The organism is Kitasatospora sp. HUAS MG31 (genome assembly GCF_040571325.1).
Classification (GTDB): domain Bacteria; phylum Actinomycetota; class Actinomycetes; order Streptomycetales; family Streptomycetaceae; genus Kitasatospora; species Kitasatospora camelliae.
Genome location: NZ_CP159872.1, coordinates 6,000,979 through 6,020,308 on the forward strand (window position 1 = coordinate 6,000,979; position 19,330 = coordinate 6,020,308).

The 19,330-nt window shown below is 74.9% G+C and carries 15 protein-coding genes; 6 read left to right on the forward strand and 9 right to left on the reverse strand.

Features of this window, described 5'->3' with window-relative positions; translation table 11 throughout:
* Positions 1-38: 38 nt before the first annotated feature.
* Entirely contained in the window at positions 39-1,412 is a 1,374-nt protein-coding gene (locus ABWK59_RS26790; protein ID WP_354643190.1) for a cation:dicarboxylate symporter family transporter, read from the reverse strand.
* Positions 1,413-1,576: 164 nt separating this feature from the next.
* Between ABWK59_RS26790 and ABWK59_RS26795 the strand changes: the two genes are divergently transcribed.
* Together ABWK59_RS26795 and ABWK59_RS26800 are read left to right on the forward strand one after the other, a co-directional pair.
* Positions 1,577-3,235 (forward strand): sensor histidine kinase, encoded by a 1,659-nt coding sequence (locus ABWK59_RS26795; protein ID WP_354643191.1) that lies wholly within the window; start codon positions 1,577-1,579, stop codon positions 3,233-3,235.
* Positions 3,232-3,936 carry a response regulator gene (locus tag ABWK59_RS26800; protein ID WP_354643192.1) on the forward strand — a complete coding sequence of 235 codons (705 nt, stop codon included), beginning with the start codon at positions 3,232-3,234 and terminating at the stop codon, positions 3,934-3,936. The genes ABWK59_RS26795 and ABWK59_RS26800 overlap by 4 nt, the downstream gene beginning before the upstream one ends.
* 32 nt (positions 3,937-3,968) lie before the next feature.
* On the opposite strand, the gene ABWK59_RS26805 is transcribed toward ABWK59_RS26800, so the two are convergent.
* Positions 3,969-4,613 (reverse strand): class I SAM-dependent methyltransferase, encoded by a 645-nt coding sequence (locus tag ABWK59_RS26805; protein WP_354643193.1) that lies wholly within the window; start codon positions 4,611-4,613, stop codon positions 3,969-3,971.
* Positions 4,614-4,809: 196 nt separating this feature from the next.
* Here ABWK59_RS26805 and ABWK59_RS26810 point away from each other — a divergent pair, with 196 nt between their 5' ends.
* From ABWK59_RS26810 to ABWK59_RS26825, 4 genes are all read left to right on the forward strand, one after another.
* On the forward strand, positions 4,810-6,171 hold the full coding sequence (locus ABWK59_RS26810; RefSeq protein ID WP_354643194.1) for a diaminobutyrate--2-oxoglutarate transaminase family protein: 1,362 nt from the start codon (positions 4,810-4,812) through the stop codon (positions 6,169-6,171).
* Positions 6,168-7,727, forward strand: a complete 1,560-nt coding sequence (locus tag ABWK59_RS26815; protein WP_354643195.1) for a pyridoxal phosphate-dependent decarboxylase family protein — start codon at positions 6,168-6,170, stop codon at positions 7,725-7,727. Before ABWK59_RS26810 ends, ABWK59_RS26815 begins: the two co-directional genes overlap by 4 nt.
* Positions 7,728-8,283: 556 nt before the next feature.
* Positions 8,284-9,003, forward strand: coding sequence for a tRNA-dependent cyclodipeptide synthase (locus ABWK59_RS26820; protein WP_354643196.1), 720 nt, complete (start codon positions 8,284-8,286; stop codon positions 9,001-9,003).
* A gap of 61 nt (positions 9,004-9,064) precedes the next feature.
* Positions 9,065-10,267, forward strand: coding sequence for a cytochrome P450 (locus ABWK59_RS26825; RefSeq protein ID WP_354643197.1), 1,203 nt, complete (start codon positions 9,065-9,067; stop codon positions 10,265-10,267).
* A 22-nt stretch (positions 10,268-10,289) separates the two neighbouring features.
* Here ABWK59_RS26825 and ABWK59_RS26830 read toward each other — a convergent pair whose 3' ends face one another.
* The 7 genes from ABWK59_RS26830 to ABWK59_RS26860 form a co-directional block, all read right to left on the reverse strand.
* Complete coding sequence (locus ABWK59_RS26830) at positions 10,290-11,093, reverse strand: inositol monophosphatase family protein (RefSeq protein WP_354645115.1); 804 nt, start codon at positions 11,091-11,093, stop codon at positions 10,290-10,292.
* Between the two features lie 92 nt (positions 11,094-11,185).
* Positions 11,186-12,385, reverse strand: a complete 1,200-nt coding sequence (locus tag ABWK59_RS26835; RefSeq protein WP_354643198.1) for a type III PLP-dependent enzyme — start codon at positions 12,383-12,385, stop codon at positions 11,186-11,188.
* Entirely contained in the window at positions 12,382-14,139 is a 1,758-nt protein-coding gene (locus ABWK59_RS26840; protein WP_354643199.1) for an IucA/IucC family protein, read from the reverse strand. Before ABWK59_RS26840 ends, ABWK59_RS26835 begins: the two co-directional genes overlap by 4 nt.
* On the reverse strand, positions 14,136-15,329 hold the full coding sequence (locus ABWK59_RS26845; RefSeq protein WP_354643200.1) for an MFS transporter: 1,194 nt from the start codon (positions 15,327-15,329) through the stop codon (positions 14,136-14,138). Before ABWK59_RS26845 ends, ABWK59_RS26840 begins: the two co-directional genes overlap by 4 nt.
* Positions 15,326-16,993, reverse strand: a complete 1,668-nt coding sequence (locus ABWK59_RS26850) for an IucA/IucC family protein (RefSeq protein ID WP_354643201.1) — start codon at positions 16,991-16,993, stop codon at positions 15,326-15,328. The genes ABWK59_RS26845 and ABWK59_RS26850 overlap by 4 nt, the downstream gene beginning before the upstream one ends.
* Positions 16,990-18,186 carry an ATP-grasp domain-containing protein gene (locus ABWK59_RS26855; RefSeq protein WP_354643202.1) on the reverse strand — a complete coding sequence of 399 codons (1,197 nt, stop codon included), beginning with the start codon at positions 18,184-18,186 and terminating at the stop codon, positions 16,990-16,992. The genes ABWK59_RS26850 and ABWK59_RS26855 overlap by 4 nt, the downstream gene beginning before the upstream one ends.
* A 76-nt stretch (positions 18,187-18,262) precedes the next feature.
* A complete protein-coding gene (locus tag ABWK59_RS26860) occupies positions 18,263-19,258 on the reverse strand; it encodes an ABC transporter substrate-binding protein (protein ID WP_354643203.1) in 996 nt (331 codons plus the stop codon).
* Positions 19,259-19,330 lie beyond the last annotated feature (72 nt).

The following is a 19,330-nucleotide window of genomic DNA, read 5'->3' on the forward strand; positions in this document are numbered from 1 at the left end:
GGTGGGGGAGCGGCGTCGGGCCGGAGATCGGGGGGCGGTCAGGAGGCGGTCTTCTCCAGGTCGGGGGTGGCCGGCTGGGACGGGACCGGGGTGGCCGGGTGCCCGTCGTCGACCAGGGTGGTCTCGTCGAACGGGAGCCGGCCGGCCAGCACCTCGGTCAGCCGGCCGCGGTCCAGCTCCTTCGTCCAGTGGCCGATCAGCACGGTGGCCACGGCGTTGCCGGCGAAGTTGGTGAGCGCCCGGGCCTCGGACATGAACCGGTCGATGCCGACGATCAGGCCGACGCCGTCCACCAGCTCCGGCCGGTGCGACTGCAGGCCGCCGGCCAGGGTGGCCAGGCCCGCGCCGGTGACCCCGGCCGCGCCCTTGCTGGCGATCACCATGAAGAGCAGCAGGGAGAGCTGCTGCCCCAGCGACATCGGCTTGTCCAGCGCCTCGGAGATGAAGATCGAGGCCATCGTCAGGTAGATCGCGGTGCCGTCCAGGTTGAAGCTGTAGCCGGTCGGGACGGTGATGCCGACCACCGGGCGGCTCACTCCCAGGTGCTCCATCTTGGCGATCAGGCGGGGCAGCGCGCTCTCCGAGGAGGAGGTGGAGAGGATCAGCAGGAACTCCCGGCCGAGGTAGCGCAGCAGCTTGAACACGTTGACCCCGGCGACCAGCCGCAGCAGCCCGCCCAGCACCAGCACCACGAACAGCACGCAGGTCAGGTAGAAGCCGATCATGATGACCGCGAGGCTCTTCAGCGCCGCGACCCCGGTGGCGCCGACCACGGCGGCGATCGCGCCGAACGCGCCGACAGGGGCCAGCCACATGATCATCGACATGATCCGGAACACCAGCCGCTGCAGGTGCTCGATGCCGCGGAGCACCGGAGCGCCGGTCGCGCCCATCGCCTGCAGCGCGAACCCGGCCAGCAGGGCCACCAGCAGGGTCTGCAGCACCTTGCCCTCGGTCAGTGCCGAGAACAGCGTGGTCGGGATGATCCCGAGCAGGAACTCCGTGGTGTTCTGGGCGTGCCCGGCCGTGGCCTGGGCCTGGCCCGACTTGGCCAGCGCGCTGGTCAGGTGCAGCCCGGAGCCCGGCTCCAGCAGGTTGCCCACCACCAGGCCGATGCCGAGGGCCACCGTGGACATCAGCAGGAAGTAGCCGAGTGCCAGCCCGCCGACCCGGCCCACCTTGGCCGCCTTGGTGACCGAGCCGACCCCCAGCACGATGGTGCAGAAGATCACCGGGCTGATCATCATCTTGATCAGGTTGACGAAGCCGGTGCCCACCGGCTTCAGCTCCACCGCGAACTCCGGTGCCACCAGGCCGACCGCGATGCCCGCGAGCACCGCGGCGATCACCGCCAGGTAGAGGTAGTGGGTGCGGTCGGCACGTCTGGTCCGGACTGCTCCAGCGCTCGTCATGGGTTCGGCTCCTTCGCCCTGCTGTCCTGCGGCCCCGGGTGGACGGGCCGCTGACGACTATCGGCTCCGGACGTGACGCCCGTCACGTTTGCGTTCATAGAGTTCACACCGCTCCACCGCCGCCGCCCCTTGCCTCCCGCCGCAGGCCAGGCACACTGTCTGGCATGGCCGCCCCGCACCCCACCCGCCCGCCGCGCCGCCGCCTGCGCAGCCTCGCCGGGCAGCTCTTCGCGGTGCAGATCGTGATCGTCGCCGCCGTGGTCGCCGGCGGCACCGTCCTGGCGTACCTGTTCACCGCCGACCGCGCCGAACAGGCCGCGCTGCGCCAGGTCACCGCCGCCGCCTGGGCGGTCGCCGACGCGCCGACCGTCCGCGAGGCCGCCGCCACCGCCGACCCGCCCGCCGTCCTCCAGCCGTACGCCGAGCGGGTCCGCCAGGACAGCGGCGTGGACTTCGTCACCGTCATGGACACCCACGGCACCCGGTGGGCCCACCGCGACCCGGCCAAGATCGGCCGGCCGTTCCTCGGCCACATCGACCAGGCCCTGGCCGGCGGCACCGTCACCGAGACCTACACCGGCACCCTCGGCCCCTCCGTCCGGGTGGTCGTCCCGGTCCGCGACGGCCAGCGGGTCGTCGCCCTGGTCTCGGCCGGCATCACCGTGGACGCCATCAGCTCCCAGCTGCGCGGACCGCTGCTCGCCCTGACCGGCGTGGCCGGCGGCGCGCTCGCCCTCGGCGGCCTCGGCACCTACCTCGCCAACGCCCGGCTCCGCCGCCACACCCACGGCATGGGCGCCGCCGAACTCAGCCACCTGTACGACTACCACCAGGCCACCCTGCACTCCGTCCGCGAGGGCCTGGTGCTCCTCGACCGCGACCACCGGGTGGTGCTCTGCAACGACGCCGCCCGCGAACTCCTCGCCCTCCAGGGCCCGCTGGACGGCGTCCCGGTGGCCGAACTCGGCCTGCCCGGCTCGCTGGAGCGGGCCCTGCTCGACACCGGCCCGGTCCGCGACCAGATCCACCTCACCGCCGAACGGGTCGTGGTGCTCAACACCTCCGCCGTCGACCCCGGCCTCGGCACCGTGGTCACCCTCCGCGACCACACCGAACTCCAGGCACTCACCGGCGAACTGGACTCCGTCCGCGGCTTCGCCGAGGCACTCAGCGCCCAGGCCCACGAAGCCGCCAACCGGCTGCACGCGGTGGTCTCGCTGATCGAACTCGGCCGCCACCGCGAGGCCGTGGAGTTCGCCACCGCCGAACTCGCCCTCGCCCAGCAGCTCACCGACCGCGTCGTCGACGCCGTCGGCGAACCCGTGCTCGCAGCCCTGCTCCTCGGCAAGGCCGCCCAGGCCGCCGAACGCGGGGTCGACCTGGTGATGACCGGGGACAGCCGGATCGACGACGGCGTCCTGCCCCCCGAACTGCCCGCCCGTGACCTGGTCACCCTGCTCGGCAACCTCATCGACAACGCCGTGGACGCCGCCATCGAGAACGCCGCCGCCCGCGCCCCCGAGGTCACCGTCACCGCCCGCGCCGACCACGGCGAACTGCTGCTCCGGGTCGCCGACAGCGGCGCCGGCATCGACCCCGCCGCCGCGGAGGAGGTCTTCCGGCGCGGCTGGACCACCAAGCAGAACGGCCACGGCCTCGGCCTCGCCCTCGTCGCCCAGACCGCCCGCCGCAACGGCGGGACGGTGGAACTCGGGGGCGTCGGTGCCGTCGCTTCGGCCGGGGGCGCCGGGGATGCCGAGGGCGTGGGGGGTGCCGTGCTGACGGTACGGCTGCCGCTCGGCGTGCGGGAGGCGGTCCGGTGATCTCCGTGCTGGTGGTCGAGGACGATCCGGTCGCGGCGGCCGCCCACACCCTGTACGTCCAGCGCACCCCCGGGTTCACGGCCGCCGGGACCGTCCACACCTGCGCCGACGCCCTCCGCCTGCTCGACCGCACCCGCGGCGCCGGCACCCCCGTCGACCTGATCCTGCTCGACCTCTACCTGCCGGACGGCCACGGGCTCAACCTCTGCCGCACCCTCCGGGCCGCCGGGCACGGCGCCGACATCATCGCCGTCACCTCCGCCCGCGACCTGGCGATGGTCCGGCAGGCCGTCTCCGCCGGGGTGGTGCAGTACCTGCTGAAGCCGTTCAGCAGCGCCGCCCTGCACGACCGGCTGGAGAGCTACGCCCGCTACCGGCGCAGCCTCGCCCGGGCCGGCGACGCCACCGGGCAGGACGAGGTGGACCAGGCGTTCGCGATCCTGCGGACCTCCGAACGGTCAAGCCTGCCCAAGGGACTGAGCGCGCCGACGCTGGAAGCGGTGGCGGGGGTCCTGCGGGACGCCGCCGGCGGCATCTCCGCCGCCGCTGCCGGCGCGGCGGCAGGCGTCTCCCGCATCACCGCCCGCCGCTACCTCGAACACCTCGTCGACACCGGCCTCGCCGCCCGCGAACCCCAGTACGGACAGGTCGGCCGCCCCGAACTCTCCTACCGCTGGCGCAAGGGCGCGCCGCCCGCCTGATCGGCGAACCCCTCAGGGAATGAGCGGGTGCGTCAGGTGCGGGTGGCGAGGGCGAGGTAGCGGTCGGGGGTGTCGGTGTAGGTGGTGAGGTGCCAGCCGGTGGTGGTGAGGAGGGGGCGGAGGTTGGGTTCGGCGCGGAGGTCGTCGGGGGTGAGGGCGCGGCCGTGGCGGGCGGCGAGGGCGGCACGGCCGATGGGGTGGTAGAGGGCGAGGGCGCCGCCGGGGCGGGTGATCCGGGCGAGTTCGCGCAGACCGGTGTCGGGGCCGGGCAGGTGGGAGATCAGGCCGGCGCCGAAGACGGCGTCCACCACGGCGTCGCGGAGCGGGAGCCGTCCGCAGTCGGCCACCAGCAGGGCGGCGTCCGGCGTCCGGCGGGCGGCCTCGCGGATCATCTCGGGCGTGACGTCCACCCCCAGCACGGTGCCGGAGGGCCCCACCGCGGTGCGCAGCAACCCCAGCGCCCGCCCCGTCCCGCAGCCCGCGTCCACCACGAACTGTCCTTCGGTCAGCCCGAGTTCGGCGATGGCCGCGGCGTACCGGGGTTCGTCGTCGGGGAACTTGGCGTCCCAGCCGGCCGCCCGGGCGGCGAAGAACTCCCGGGTGCGGGCCACCTCGGCGGCGTGGTCGGCCCGCTCCGGCCGGGTGTCGCCGGCCGCGGTCTCGTCGTCGCGTCCCATGCCGGGCAGCGTACCGGGGGCCGCCGGTCGTCCGGTGCGGCGCGCGGAATCCCCCCGGCGGACCGTACCCCCGCGGCCGTTCGCTCGTTGGTCCTTGTCGGGGGGTGTCACCCGGTCGAGTGGTGTCGGCGGGCCGGGCCGTCGGCGAACCCCCCTTCGGATTAAGTTAGGCTTACCTAACCCAAGGGAGCCGCACGTGACCCTCACTGTCGACACCGCCACGCCCGCCGGCGACGGGATCCTGCGCCGTCAGCGCATCCGCGAGTCGGCCGCCCGCACCTATGCCCGGTCGTTCCCGATCGTGCCGGTCCGGGCGCACGGCATGACGGTGGAGGGGGCGGACGGCCGCCGGTACCTGGACTGCCTGTCCGGTGCCGGCACCCTGGCGCTCGGCCACAACCACCCGGTGGTGCTGGACGCGATCCGCCGCACCCTGGACAGCGGCGCCCCGCTGCACCTGCTGGACCTGGCCACCGCCGAGAAGGACGACTTCACCACCGCCCTGTTCGAGAGCCTGCCGCGGGAGTTCGCCGAGCGTGCTCGGGTGCACTTCTGCGGTCCGGCGGGCACCGACGCGGTGGAGGCGGCGCTGAAGCTGACCCAGACCGCCACCGGCCGGCGGGGGGCGCTGGCGTTCACCGGGGCGTACCACGGGATGACGGCGGGGGCGCTGGCGGTGACCGGCAGCGTGGCGGTGAAGGAGCCGCTGCCGGGCGGGGGAGAGGTCACCCGGCTGCCGTACCCGTACCCGTACCGCTGCCCGTTCGGGGTGGGCGGGGAGCGCGGGGCGGAGCTGTCGGCGGCGTACACCGAGCGGCTGCTGGACGATCCGTCGGGCGGGGTGGTGCCGCCCGCGGCGATGATCCTGGAGGCGGTGCAGGGGGAGGGCGGCGTCGTCCCGGCGCCGGACGGCTGGCTGCGCGCGATGCGCCGGATCACCGCCGAGCGCCGCATCCCGCTGATCGTCGACGAGGTGCAGACCGGCGTCGGCCGCACCGGCGCCATGTGGGCGGTGGAGCACAGCGGGATCCTGCCCGACGCGATGGTGCTCTCCAAGGCGATCGGCGGCAGCCTGCCGCTGGCGGTGGTGGTCTACCGGGAGGAGTACGACGGCTGGCGGCCGGGCGCGCACACCGGGACGTTCCGCGGCAACACCCTGGCCATGGCGGCCGGCGCCGCCACCCTGCGGTACGTGGCGGCCAACGGGCTGGTGGAGCGGGCCGCGCTGGCCGGCGCCCGGATGGCCGCCCGGCTCGACGGGCTGAAGGGCCGGCTGCCGGTGATCGGCGACGTCCGCGGCCGCGGGCTGATGCTGGGCGTCGAACTGGTCGACCCGGCGGGGGAGCCGGACGGCTGCGGCGCGCTGCCCGCCGATCCGGCCCTCGCCGTCCGGGTGCGCGAGGCGTGCCTGGAGCGCGGGCTGATCGTCGAACTCGGCGGCCGGCACGACGCGGTGCTCCGGCTGCTGCCGCCGCTCACCATCACCGACGAGCAGGTCGAGGCGGTCCTGGACCGGCTGGCCGACGCCATCGAGCACGCCGCCAGAGCCGCCGCGTGACCGGAGCGCCGGAGCCGGGCCCGGAGGGCGGTGCCACCCCGCCCCCGGGCCCGCGGCCGCAGGGCCCCGACGGTCCGCCGGGGTACCCGCCCGCCGCCGGCGGCACCGCGGGCCCGGCCGCGCTGCTCCCACTCCTGCGGCAGGTGCTGGAGGCGCTCGCCGCCGGCGCGGCCCGGCGCGGCGGCCCGATCCCCGCCGGGCCGCCGGCCGCCGTCGCCGAGCAGGTCCGCGAGGCCCTGGCGGCCGCGCCCGGCCCGGACGCCCTCGCCCGACTGGTCGAGCTGCTCGCCTACGGCAGCGCCGACCCCGCCGACCCGGCCTGCGCCGCCCACCTGCACTGCCCGCCGCTGGCCGTGGCGGTCGCCGCCGACCTGGCCGTGGACGCGCTCAACCCCTCCCAGGACTCCTGGGACCAGGCGCCCGCCGCCACCGCCCTGGAGACCGCGCTGCTGGCCGAGCTCGCCGCCCTGGCCGGCTACGACCCGGCCCGTTCGGCCGGGGTGTTCACCTCGGGCGGCACCGAGTCCAACCTGATGGGCCTGCTGCTGGCCCGGGAGGCGGTGCTCGGCGCCGGGGTCGCCCTGGACGGCCTGCCGTCCGGGGTCCGCCCGCGGATCCTGGCCTCGGAGGCCGCCCACTTCTCGGTGCAGCGGGCCGCCGCCGTCCTGGGCCTCGGCGAGCGGGCCGTCCGGGCCGTGCCGGTCGACCGCGCGCTGCGGATGGACCCGGCCGCCCTCGCCGCGGAACTGGCCGCCACCGTCCGGGAGGGCGGCCGCCCGATCGCCGTGGTCGCCACCGCCGGCACCACCGACACCGGCGCGGTGGACCCGCTGCCCGAGGCCGCCGAGCTGGCCGCCCGGTACGGTGCCTGGCTGCACGTGGACGCCGCGTACGGCGGGGGAGCGCTGCTCTCCGACCGGCTGGCCCCGCTGCTGACCGGGATCGCCGCGGCGGACTCCCTCTCGCTGGACTGGCACAAGCTCGGCTGGCAGCCGGTCCCCGCCGGGGTGTTCCTGGTCCGCCGCGCCGAGACGTACGCGCCGCTGGCCCGCCGCGCGGTCTACCTCAACCCGGCGGACGACGAGGAGGCCGGCTACCCCAGCCTGCTCGGCCGCTCGCTGCGCACCACCCGACGTCCCGACGCCTTCAAACTCGCCGTCACCCTGCGGACGCTGGGCCGCGAGGGGCTCGGCCGGATGGTCGACGCCTGCCACGACCTGGCCCGCGCGGCCGCCGAGGCCGTCCGCGCCGAGCCCGCCCTGGAACTGGCCACCGAGCCGCAGCTCACCACCGTGGTGTTCCGCTACCGTCCCCGGACGGACGCCCCCGCCGCGAGCGACCGGCTGAACGGGGAGCTGCGCCGGGCCCTGCTGCGCTCGGGACGGGCTGTGATCGGCCGCACCGAACTGCCGGGCACCGGGCCCGGTCGGGTGCGACTGAAACTCACCCTGCTGAACCCGCGCACCACCCCCGCCCAGGTGGCCCGGATCCTCGCCGAGACCGCCCGGGAGGGCCGCCGGCTGGAGGAGTCGGACGGTCCGTCAGGGCGTGGATAGCTCCATCCCGCACCGCCGTTGAGGTGCATGGATGTTGGAGGAACCGACACTGGCGCGACCGCGGGCGTCCTGGGCCGCCGTCCCGGACCGGCCCGCCGGGGCATGACTTTCGTGAACAGACGATCGGCCGTGCTGTCCAGTCGATCTCGGTCGTCCAGGGTCGGTTTTCGGCCATCCGCAGAACCGGACTTGCGGATTCGGTGAACGACGGCGGTAACTTCTCGTAGTCACCGCCACACCGGGAGCGCACGGCTCCACAGGGACTAGCGGTGCGAGGGGGCTCCACACCATGCGGGACCGCGTCCACGCGGTCCCCGCAGCACGCCGCCCCGGAACGCCGGCCCGTCCGGCCCGTTCCGGGCCGATCGGCTAGCCCCACCCCTTTCCCCGCCCGACGGCGTCGACACCGCCTGCCCGGCCGCCTGCCCGGACCGCCCCAACCCCGCGGTCCGCCGCGCGGCCGTGCCCACGGGCCCGTACGGCTCCCCCTCCCGTACCCCTTCTGCACACCTGCACCAGTCCAGTGAACTCAGTCCTGCGACGCGGAGGCCGCGGCATGAGCGAAACGCTCCTGAGCACCACAGTCACCACCCTTGAGGCACGCCCGTACTCCGAGCGCTGCCGGCGGAACTTCGAGCGCGGCGAGCACCTCCTGATCGGCGTCAGCCCCGGCAACAGCTACTTCAGCGCCGACCGGATCGCCGAACTCGTCCGCTGGGGACGGGACTTCTTCGCCTCCGTCGACATCGTCCTGGCCGACCTGCACGTGGACGCGCAGTTCCTCGCCTCCGGTCACACCCCGGAGCAGGCGATGCGGCGCGCCGACAAGGAGGTCAAGGCCACCCGCCGGCGGATCCACCGCGGGATGGCGGAGGCCGCACGGGACGGCGTCCGCGCCCATGTGCTCTCCGACTTCCTGCCCGACCCCGGGTACCAGCGGCTGCACCGGGCCGTCCGGGAGGCGCTGGAGACCGACCCGGAGCTGCGCGCCGCCACCGAGGGGATGGCCGGGGCCTTCCTGCGCTCCCGGATCACCGCGGCGGACGGCCCCGGCGCGGACCGGCTCGCCGCCGGCGTCGCGTACATCGCCGCCGAACTGCCCTTCTTCCTGGACACCCCGAGCCTGCTCGGCGTGCCCTCCTCGGTCACCTGCTACCACCTCGAACTCCCGCTCACGCCCGTGCTGTTCGGCCGGACCGAGGGACTGCGCGCGGCGCCCGCCCAGGGCTACGCCGTGGTGCGCCCGGCCACGGCACCCCGGGCCGCCGCGGCCTGACCAGGCCCCGGTAACCGGCACCCCGCCACCGTCCCGCACCACCAAGGAGGAACACCCCCGCATGAGCACCACCGCACGACCCGAGTTCACCTTCCCGCTCTCCCGACGCGGCGACGTGCTGCCCGAGGAGGCGGTACTGCTGCGCGAGAAGCACCCGGTCGCCCGGGTCCGCACCATGACCGGGGACGAGGCCTGGCTGGTCAGCAGCTACGCCCTGGCCAAGCAGGTCCTGGAGGACGAGCGGTTCAGCCTCAAGGACACCGCCAACCCCGGGGTGCCGCGGCAGTACGCGCTGACCATCCCGCCCGAGGTGGTCAACAACATGGGCAACATCAACAGCGCCGGCCTGCGCAGCGCCGTGATGAAGACCCTGAACCCGCGCGCCGACCGGGAGTTGGGCGGCTGGCTGGAGGCCGAGGCGCACCGGCTGATCGACCTGCTGGTCGCCCAGGGCGCCCCCGGCGAGCTCCGCGACGGCTTCACCGAGCCGTACTCCGCGGCCCTGCACTGCCGGCTGCTGGGCATCCCCGCCGACGACTGGCGCCGCCTGATGACCGGCATCGACCTCGCCTTCGTCACCAGCCCGGTGCCGTTCGAGGGCTCCGCGCCCAACTGGTACAAGGACCTCGGCTACCTGGTGGAGAAGCTCCAGGCCGACCCGGCGCCCACCGAGGGGCTGCTCGGCCGGTTCACCGAACTCCGTCGCTCCCCGGAGCTGTCCGACCGGGTGAGCGACGAACTGCTGGCCACCGTCGCCCTCTCGCTGTTCGGCGCCGGCGCCGTCTCCACCTCGTCCTTCCTGCTGCACGCCATCATCTGCCTCGCGCAGCAGCCGGAACTCGCCGACCGGCTGCGCGCCGAACCCGCCGTGGCCGGCCGGGCGGTGGACGAGCTGCTGCGGGTCAACCTCTCCATCGGCGACGCGCTGCCGCGGATCGCCCTGGCCGACGTGCGGCTGGGCGAGGTGCTGGTGCGCGAGGGCGAACTGGTGCTGGTCCTGATCGAGGGCGCCAACTACGACCCGGAGGTCTTCCCGGACCCGGAACGGATCGACTTCGACCGGGCCGCCAACCCGCACCTCGCCTTCGGCGGCGGACGCCACTTCTGCCCCGCCTCGGCGCTCGGCCGCACCCACGCCGAGATCGCCCTGACCGCCCTGGTCCAGCGCCTGCCCGGCCTGCGGCTGGCCCTGCCGGCCGAGCAGTTGGCCTGGCGTCCCGGGTTCATCAAGCGCCTGCCGGAGCGGCTGCCCGTGCTGTGGTGAGGAGCGGCCCGGCCGGTCGGTCTCAGGCGGTGAGGCCGAGCAGGATCTCCCGGGTGCGGTCCCAGGTGGCCTGGTCCCCGGCCACCAGCAGGCCGTCCTCGCACCCGGGGGCCTCCGGCCGGTACGGGCTGCCGTCCAGCCGGGCCGACACCCCGCCGCACTCGGTGACCAGCAGCGACCCGGGCGCGTGGTCCCAGGGCAGGGTCCGCCAGTACAGGATGAACTCCTGCTCGCCGCCGGCGATCAGCGGGTACTCCATGCCGGCCGAGCGCAGCCCGGGGGTGACCGTGCCGAACGCCCGGGCGTTGGTGCTCAGCCGGTGGTGCTCGGCCGGGTCGAGGAAGCGGCTCTTCACCGAGCCGCGCCACTCGGCGGGGGAGGCCGGCCCGGGCGCGCGGACCAGCCGCCGGCCGTCCCGCCAGGCACCCGAGCCCAGCTCGGCGCTGTACGCCGTCCCGGTCACCGGCTGCCAGATCCAGGCGGCCACCGTCCGCCCGGACCGGACCAGCGAGGCCATCACGGCGAACTCCGGGCGGCCCGCGACGAAGTTGGAGGTGCCGTCCACCGGGTCGACCAGCCAGACCGCCGGCTCCGAGTGCAGCGCCCGGGCGAGCGACGGGTCCGCGGACACCGCCTCCTCGCCGACCACCGGGACGGGGAGCAGCTCGCGCAGCCGGCGGGCGATGATCCGCTCGGCCTCCCGGTCGGCGACGGTGACCACCTCGCCCGGGGCCTTCTCCATCACCTCGCCCGAGGCCAGTGCCCGGAACCGCGGCTCGACCGCCTCGGCCGACGCCTCGGCGAGGATCTCCGCCACCTTCTCCATCAGCACGTGCCCGCTCCCTTCACGTCTCCCACTCTCCCACGTCCGCCCCGCGGCGACCTGCGCCGGGGGCGGACGTGCGGAGCCGCGGGCGCTCAGGCGTCGAGGTAGTGGAATCCCGGGCGCGGGTGCATCAGGAACTCGTGGTGGGAGATGTTCCAGGCGTACGCGCCGGCCATCGCGAAGACGATCCGGTCCCCGGTGCGCAGGGACGCGACCTCCGCCTGCTCGGCCAGCACGTCCTTCGGGGTGCACAGCTGCCCCGAGACGGTGACCCGGCCGCTTCCGGCCTCCGGCCGCCGCCACGGGTGGGGCCAGCGGTCCACCGGGCGGACCGTGAACGGCTGGGAGTGGCCGCGGGTGGCGGGGGTGCGGATGTGGTGGGTGCCGCCGCGGACCACCGCGACGTCCTCGCCGTGGCTGTGCTTCACGTCCAGCACCTCGGTGGCGTAGTAACCGCAGTACGCGGTCACCGCCCGGCCGGGCTCGATCCGCAGGGTCAGCCCGGGGTGGCGGTCCAGCAGCTCCGCCAGGCCCCGGCCGAAGGCCGTCCAGTCGAAGAGGGCCGACGGGTCCGCGTAGTCCACCGCCATGCCGCCGCCGATGTTGACCTCGGACAGCTGGAACCCGTGGCGCGCGGCCAGGTCCACCGACCAGGCGACGATCCGCTCGGCCAGCTCCAGCTGCTCGGCGGCGGCCAGCCCGCTCGCCAGGTGGGCGTGCACCCCGCGCAGCCGCAGCCGCTCGAAGCCCGGCCCGGCCAGCAGCCGCAGGCAGTCCGCCACCCGCTCCGGGTCCATCCCGAACGGGGTGGGACGGCCGCCCATCGCCAGCGCCACCGAGTCCAGCGCGCCGGAGCCGACCGGCAGGTTGGCCCGCAGCAGCACGTCCACGTCGCGGTCGGCGGCCTCGGCCGCGGCGGCCAGACGGCGCAGCTCCTGCTCGCTCTCCACGTGCCAGCGGTGCACCCCGGCCTTCAGCGCGGCGTCGATCTCGGCCGGGGTCTTGCCGGGGCCGCCGAAGGCCAGCGGGGCGTCCGGGACGGCCGCCGCCACATGCTCCAACTCCCCGCCGGAGGACACCTCGTAGCCGTCGACCGCGTCGCGCAGGGCGACCAGCAGCGGCGCCTCGGGGTTGGCCTTCGCCGCGTAGTACAGCTCCACCCGCTCCGGCAGGGCGGCCCGGATCCGCGCCGCGTGGGCGCGCAGCGCGGCCAGGTCGTACAGGTAGGCCGGCAGCCGCTCGGCGGGCAGTTCGTCCACCCGGTGCAGCACCGACGGGCCCGGCCCGCTCATCGGGTCCCCTCCTCGGTGCAGCCGGTCCGGTCGGCGCCCAGGCCGGCCGCGCTGAGCACGGTCTCGGCCAGCGGCGAGGGCAGCCGGATGTAGCCGGCCTCCCGGTCGGCCTTGCGCTCCCAGCGGGTCAGCAGGTTGGCCTTGGCGGGCAGCGGCACGCCGGCCAGCAGGGCGGCCAGCCGGGGCGGGCAGCCGTGCGTGCGGGCGTACCCGGTGAGTGCCTCGCGTACCTCCTCCCAGAGCGCGGCCTCCAGCGCCGGGTACCGGTCGGCGACCGCCGCCAGCAGCTCGGAGAGGTGGTTGACCAGCAGGCAGTACACCACCCGGTCCCAGCCGCGCTGGGCGTCGTAGGTCATCGGCCCGGTGACCTCCGGCGGCAGCCGGTCGAGCAGCGCCGCGTTGCGTTCCGGGACGAGCTTGGTGCCCTCCAGGTCGCGGAACAGCACCTGGGCCGGGCGGCCCTCGGCGTCCACGCAGACCAGCACGTTCTGCAGGTGCGGCTCCAGCACCACGCCGTGGTCGAAGTAGGCGGCCAGGACCGGCGGTACGACCAGGCGCAGGTAGGCGGCCCACCAGGCGCGGGCGGCCTCGGGGCCGCGGCCGTCCAGCAGCGCGGAGATGTGCGCCGAGCTGGTCGGGTACTCGTCGGCGACGGCCGCCACCAGCAGCGGGGTCAGGCCGGGCCGGACGGCCTCGGCCAGGCCGTCGCGGACGATCAGGCCGAAGCCCTCGAACAGCGAGGTGTCCGGCAGGCCGTCCGCGCCGGGCAGGGCGAGGGTGCGGAACGCCGGCTCGCGCAGCATCGCCGCGTCCGGGAACCGGTCGGCCAGGTCCGCCAGCGGACCGGCCAGCACCCGGGTCAGCGTCACCGCGCCGGTGAGCTCGTACGCGGCGTTCTTCCGCAGGCAGTTGGTGATCCGCACGTTCAGGCTGAACTTGAGGAAGGCGCCCGCGCCGTGCAGGGTGCGGACCGAGGCGGTCGCGGCGAACGGCTCGCCTCCCTCGCCGAGGTCGATGATGTCGCCCGAGGCCAGCGCCTGCTTCAGCAGCGGGTCCTCGCGCAGCAGCTCGAACTGCCAGGGGTGGGAGGGCAGAAGGGTGTAGCCCGCCGGCACCTCGGCCAGCGAGTCCAGCAGCGCGAGCGCGGCCGGGTCCGCCGCGTCCTGGGCGATCAGCTCGGTGCGCACCGCCAGGTGCCGCAGCCGGAAGGCGGCCCGGGCCTCCGGCGCGTACGCCGACCACTCGCCGCGCTCCGCCGAGCGGGACTTGGGCGCCGGGTGGAACCGGTGCCCGAACAGCAGGGCCTGCTCCGACTCCAGGTACCGGTCGGCCCCCGCGGCCGGACGGTCCGTCAGGGCGGCCGCCACGCCGTGGTGGCTGGAGGCCAGCTGGGCGAGGAACTCCTCGTTGCTCAGCCCGCTGCGCAGCGTCAGCTCGGCCTGGACGTGCTCGGCCAGTTCGCGCCAGCCCAGTTCGCGCCAGCCGTCCGCGGTCTCTTCGAAGACCGGGCCGGTGAACCGGTGCGCGCCGGTGAGCGAGGTGCGGCGCAGGGCGACCCGCAGCAGGGCGCCGCGGCGGGGCAGCCGCAGCAGCAGCCGGCCGTCGGCGACCGCGGTCTGGTGCTCGGGCCCGGAGACCTCGCGCAGCAGGCAGTTGAGCAGGGTGTGCGCCACCGCGTGGTCGGCGCTGGGGAGGGCGGCCGGGGCGGCCGACGCGGCACGGTCGGTCTGATGATGGTCGGTCCGGACGGTCATCGGTGGCTCCTACGGGTCAGGAGGACGAGTACGGCGGCGGCCAGCGCGGCGGCGGTGCCGGTGAGCACCGGCGCGGTCGGGCCGAAGGCGCCGTTGACCAGCGCGGCGGCCGCGCCGGCGGCGACCGCGCCGCCCTTGGAGACGAACTCCAGCGTGCCGAACATCCGGCCCGGCGGGCGGCCGCGGGCGGCCTCGGCGGCCAGCACGGACAGGCAGACCAGGCCGAGCGTGAGGCCGGCGCCGAGCAGGGTCCTCGCGAAGGTGAAGGCGATCAGGGAGTGGGCCGGGCCGTGCGCGGCCAGCCCGAGGGCGACGAAGGCGAAGCCCAGGAGGAGGCCGGTCCGCGGACGGGCCTGGAAGGCGGAGTGAACCCGGTTCGCGGTCAGCAGGTAGACCAGGTGCGGAAGCGCGAACAGGGTGCCGGAGACGGTGCCGCTGACACCCGGCAGCCGCTCCTCCACCAGGGATATGAGGTAGGGGAAGGACACGATCGTCGAGAAGACGAAGGTGAATTCGAAGGCGTACAGCAGCCGCAGCGAGGCGACCACCGGGGCCTCGTCCACCGCCGTCGCGCAGCCCGCGTCCGGCCGGGTCGGCTCCGGGAGGAAGGCCAGCAGCAGCGCGGCGGCGAGGGGCAGGACGGCCATGACGAGATACTGCCGGTGCGGCCCGATCCACGGCGAGAGGGCGCCCACCAGGATCGGCGCCGCCACCAGGGAGGCCCGGGCGCTGCCCTGCATCATGGTCAGCGCCTTGGACAGCCGCGGACCCTCCAGGGCCGCCGCGAGGTAGCCGTTGGTGGCGGAGAAGGTGCCGCCCAGGAAGCCCTGCAGCACCAGCGCCGCCGTGAACCCGGCCAGACTGTCGGCCGCACCGGCGATCAGGAACGAGACGGTGAGCCCGAGTTGGGCCCGCAGCAGCAGCCGCTTGCGGCCGAACCGGTCGGCCAGCCGGCCCCACAGCGGCGCGCCCAGGGCGCTGAACACGGTGGGCACGATGTACAGCAGCCCGGCCCAGCGGCCCTCCGCGTCGCCCAGCGACGGGAGGATCGCGGTGAGGTACGGCGGGAGGCCGAGGGCCGCGAACGAGGCCACGAAGTAGCAGGCCGCGACGGCGTGCACCTGGCCGCGGTCGAGCCCGGCGGGCCGGGCGACGCCGACCGGACCCCGTTCCAGTGCCTCGGTGCTCATCGCGAGCAGCCCTCCGGGAGAAGGTAGTTGGGACCGTCGGTGTAGTGCTTGTTGATGTCGGCGGCGCCGCTGCGCTCCTTGCTCAGCAGCGTGCCGGCGGTGACCATCGCCTTGACCGGGAGCCGTTCGGCCTCCAGCAGGTCGGCGCGCAGCGCGGCGCCGTCCGGGCCGAGCCGGTCCACCGCCGCGGCCAGTGCGGTGCGCAGCAGGCCGAGGGTCTTGTCCAGTGGCGCCCGGCCGTGGGCGGCCAGGCCGAAGGCCAGCGAGCCGGTGCACAGGTGGCCGGTGATGGTGGTGAACAGGTCGGTGAGCGCCCGGTCCTGGTCGCCGAAGATCCGCGCGTCGTCGAACTCCGCCGCGAAGTCGGCGAGTTCGCCGATCCGGCGGGTGTTGATCCGGGGCCCGTCGTTGTCCTTGTAGAGCAGCCGCAGTCGGGTGGCGCCGTCGACCCGGTCCAGCACCAGGGAGGTGTTCTGCTGGTGCGACTCCAGGGCGATCCCGTACCCGAACAGGGTGGTCTGCCAGTCGAGCAGCAGCCCGAGGAGCACCTCGTACAGGTCCAGCACCGAGCCGTCGTAGAACCGGTCGGCGAGGTGGTCCACCACCAGCCGTCCGCCGGGGGCCCCGGCGAGCAGGGCGGCCAGCGGGACGGTCGCCGCCTCCTGGAGCCCGGCCGGGTAGCGGCGCAGCAGTACGGCCAGCAGCTCGTGGTCGGCGTGCGCCCAGTCCTGCTCGTCGGCCTGCAGCACCACGCCCGCGAACCGCGGCTCGCGGGCGATCACGGCCTCCAGCAGGCGCTGCCCGGCGGCGCCGTCCACCAGGGTGCCCGGCTTGATGGTGCGCCGGTTGCGCAGGCCCAGGGTGGCCGTGGCCAGCGGCAGCTTGAGGTGGCAGCCGGGGTCGGCGGCCACCGCCACGGTCCGCATCGACAGCGTCGGGATGACCTCCAGGTACGGCCGCGGGGCCAGCACCGCACCCGGGACCCCGGGCAGGTGGCCGACGGTCAGCGGGTGCACCGGCACGGTGAGGTAGCCGTCGCCGGCCACCCCGAGCTGCTCGGCGGTGGGCCACCAGGCGGGCAGCCGGCCGGTGCCGTGGACGGTGAGCCGCCCGGCCGGCACGGCCAGCCAGCGCAGCAGGAAGGAGGGGTGGAACTCGGGCGCGTGGGCGCGCAGCTGGTCCTCGTCCAGGCCGGAGCGGCCGCGGGCGGTGGGGTAGACCGGGTGGTCCAGGTAGGCGGCCAGGGTGTCGAAGGCCAGCGAGGCGCCGAGGCCGGTCCAGGCGGCGGGGTCGGCGCCGTGGCGCTCGGCCAGCACGGCGTGCACCTCGGCGCGGGCCTCGTCGTGCAGCGCCATGGTGGCGGCGGTCTGCCGGCACTCCTCGGCGAAGGCCGCGAAGCCGGGCCGGTCCACCGGGTCGGCCAGGCCGGCCAGGTGCGCCAGGACGGCGTCCAGGCTGGTCAGTTCGACGCCGTCGGCCTCCAGCAGCGGCAGCCGGACGGCGTACTCGCACTGGAAGCCCTCCTCGGCCACCGGCAGCGCCAGCGTGCCGCTGCGCAGCCACAGGCCGTCCCCCCGCCGCTCGGGCACCGCACCGGTGCGCAGGCCGAGCACGTCCTCGCGGAGCAGGGCGCCGAGCACCCGGAGCGTCAGCTGCGCGCTCACGGGGTGATCTCCCAGGTGTGGGCGGCGAGGAACTCCGCGACCGCGGCGTCCACGCTCTCCTGGTCGGGCCCGACGGCCCAGACCACGCCGAGGTAGTCGCGGTTGGTGCGGTACAGCTCGTGCCGCTCGCCGACCCGGCGGGTCGGCCGGTAGGAGAGCCGTACGCCGTTCTCGTCCCGGTCGTACGGGCCGGGGGCGGCGGTCAGGGTGCCGGCCCGGTCGGCGCGGACCGGCTCGTTGCGGGCGCGGCGGTCGGTACCGGCGCCGAGGTCCTCGGGCAGTTCCTCGCCGAGGTGGGCCCGGAGCACCAGCTCGAACAGCGGTATCCGCAGGGCCTGGGCCAGCATGATGTCGCACTGGTCGCCGATGGCGCGGTAGTTGACCTCGATGATCCGGGCGCGGCCGTCCGGCTGGACGACGAACTCGGTGTGGCCGGCGCCGAGCCCGACGCCGAGCGCGTCGAGCTGGGCGAGGACCTGGGCGGTCACCTGCTCGTCGTGCGCGGGGGTGTAGACCAGCAGTTCCTCGATGAAGTACGGGGGAGGCGAGATCCGGGTGCGGAACCCGCCGAGCACGTGGCGGCGGCGGCCGTCGCCGAGGGTCTCCAGGGTGTGCAGCTCGCCGGCCAGGAACTCCTCGACCACCAGGGTCGCGCCGGCCCGCCGGTGCTGGATCTCCTTGACCAGCCGGGCGAGTTCGGCCGCGTCCTCGGCCAGGGCGACGTCCTCGCTGGCCACCCCCTCGCGGGGCTTGACCACCACCGGGAACGGCGGGTCGAGCTGCTCGGTGCCCTCGCCGGGGGCGATCTCCGCCGACCAGACGGTGTCCAGGCCGGCCTGCGCCAGGTGGCGGCGCAGCTGGCCCTTGTCCTTGGCCCGCAGCGCGGCCTTCCAGTCCTTGGCCGGCAGGCCGAAGTACTCGGCGGCCAGGGCGGTCTGGGTCTGCAGGTGGTCGCTGTTGCTGAAGACCGCGGCCGGCGCGTGGTGCCGCGAGATCAGGCTGATCACCTCGCGGAAGTCCTTGACGTCGCACTCCAGCACCTCGGGAGCGGACTCCTTCCCCTCGTAGGCGCGTCGGTGGGCCCCGGCGTCGTCGGTGAGGACGGTGACGTCGAGGCCGAGTCGCGCCGCGGCGGGCAGGAAGCCGTCGGTGACCGAGTCGGTGGGGTTCAGGGCGAGCAGGTACAACCGCATGGTGTGGTCCTTCGGGTGCTGCAGGCGGGGCGGCCGGGAGCGGGCCTGCTGGAGCCCGCCCCCGGTGCGGTGGTGGTTACTTGGGCGCGTCGACGCCGGCGGCCTTGGCGATGTCCTTGAGCATCTCGTCGGCGGCCTGGACGCCGATGCCGGACATCCAGGTCTCGTCCGGCACGGTGAAGACCCTGTTGTTCTTCACCGCGTTCAGGCCCTGCCAGACGGCGGTCTGCTGCACCTCGGCCTGCTTGGTCTTGGACGGGTCGTCGGAGGTGGTGACGAACACCAGGTCGGCGTCGGCCTGGTTGATCAGCTCGGGGCCGACCTCCAGCATCGACTTGTCCACGTCCGCGCCCTGGATGTTGCGGGCCAGGCCGACGTCCTTGAGCACCACGCCGCTGAACGAGGCGTTCTGGTACAGGCGGGTCGGACCGGCGACGAAGCGGACCACCGAGACGGTCGGCACCTTGCCGCTGTACTTCGCCTTGATGGCCTCGCCGAGCCTGGCGGCACGGGCCTGGTAGTCGTCGAGCGCCTTCTTGGCCTCGGCCTCCTTGCCCAGGGCCTGGGCGTAGAGGGCGATGTTCTCCTTCCACGGCTCACCGGTGGTGGTGGCCATGACGGTCGGGGCGATGGCGTTGAGCTTGTCGTAGACCTTCTCGTGCCGGACCTTCGAGGTGAGGATGAGGTCGGGCTTGAGCGAGGCGATCAGCTCCAGGTTGGGCTCGGCCATCGGGCCGACGTCCTTGGTGCCGTCCACCTTGCCCTTGAGGTACGACGGGAAGCCGCCCTCGGTCTTCAGGTGCGGGGCGACCGCGCCGACCGGGGTGATGCCGAGCAGGGTGACGTCGTCCAGCTCGCCGCTGTCCAGGACCACGACCTTCTTGGGCTGGGCCTTGATCTCGGCGGTGCCCATGGCGTGCTTGACGCTGCGCGGGTAGACCGCGGCCGAGTCGCCGGCGGCGGCGGAGGCGGCCGGCTTGCCCTCGGTGGAGGCGTCGCTGCCGCAGGCGGCGAGCAGGGTGGTGGAGAGGGTGGCGGCGAGCACGGCTGCGGCGAGTCTGCGGTTGATCATGTTTCTGTCCTTGCGGGGGTGTTTTCGGGCAGGGCGGGGTGACCGGCGGACCGAACGGGCGGAGCCGGAAGT

What these genes read in the sequence shown, in the direction of transcription:
- ABWK59_RS26790 (WP_354643190.1), bottom strand. Translation starts at nt 1,412, where the DNA reads ATGACGAGCGCTGGAGCAGTCCGGACCAGACGTGCCGACCGCACCCAC.
- ABWK59_RS26795 (WP_354643191.1), top strand. Translation starts at nt 1,577, where the DNA reads ATGGCCGCCCCGCACCCCACCCGCCCGCCGCGCCGCCGCCTGCGCAGC.
- ABWK59_RS26805 (WP_354643193.1), bottom strand. Translation starts at nt 4,613, where the DNA reads ATGGGACGCGACGACGAGACCGCGGCCGGCGACACCCGGCCGGAGCGG.
- ABWK59_RS26820 (WP_354643196.1), top strand. Translation starts at nt 8,284, where the DNA reads ATGAGCGAAACGCTCCTGAGCACCACAGTCACCACCCTTGAGGCACGC.
- ABWK59_RS26825 (WP_354643197.1), top strand. Translation starts at nt 9,065, where the DNA reads ATGAGCACCACCGCACGACCCGAGTTCACCTTCCCGCTCTCCCGACGC.
- ABWK59_RS26830 (WP_354645115.1), bottom strand. Translation starts at nt 11,093, where the DNA reads ATGGAGAAGGTGGCGGAGATCCTCGCCGAGGCGTCGGCCGAGGCGGTC.
- ABWK59_RS26835 (WP_354643198.1), bottom strand. Translation starts at nt 12,385, where the DNA reads ATGAGCGGGCCGGGCCCGTCGGTGCTGCACCGGGTGGACGAACTGCCC.
- ABWK59_RS26840 (WP_354643199.1), bottom strand. Translation starts at nt 14,139, where the DNA reads ATGACCGTCCGGACCGACCATCATCAGACCGACCGTGCCGCGTCGGCC.
- ABWK59_RS26845 (WP_354643200.1), bottom strand. Translation starts at nt 15,329, where the DNA reads ATGAGCACCGAGGCACTGGAACGGGGTCCGGTCGGCGTCGCCCGGCCC.
- ABWK59_RS26855 (WP_354643202.1), bottom strand. Translation starts at nt 18,186, where the DNA reads ATGCGGTTGTACCTGCTCGCCCTGAACCCCACCGACTCGGTCACCGAC.
- ABWK59_RS26860 (WP_354643203.1), bottom strand. Translation starts at nt 19,258, where the DNA reads ATGATCAACCGCAGACTCGCCGCAGCCGTGCTCGCCGCCACCCTCTCC.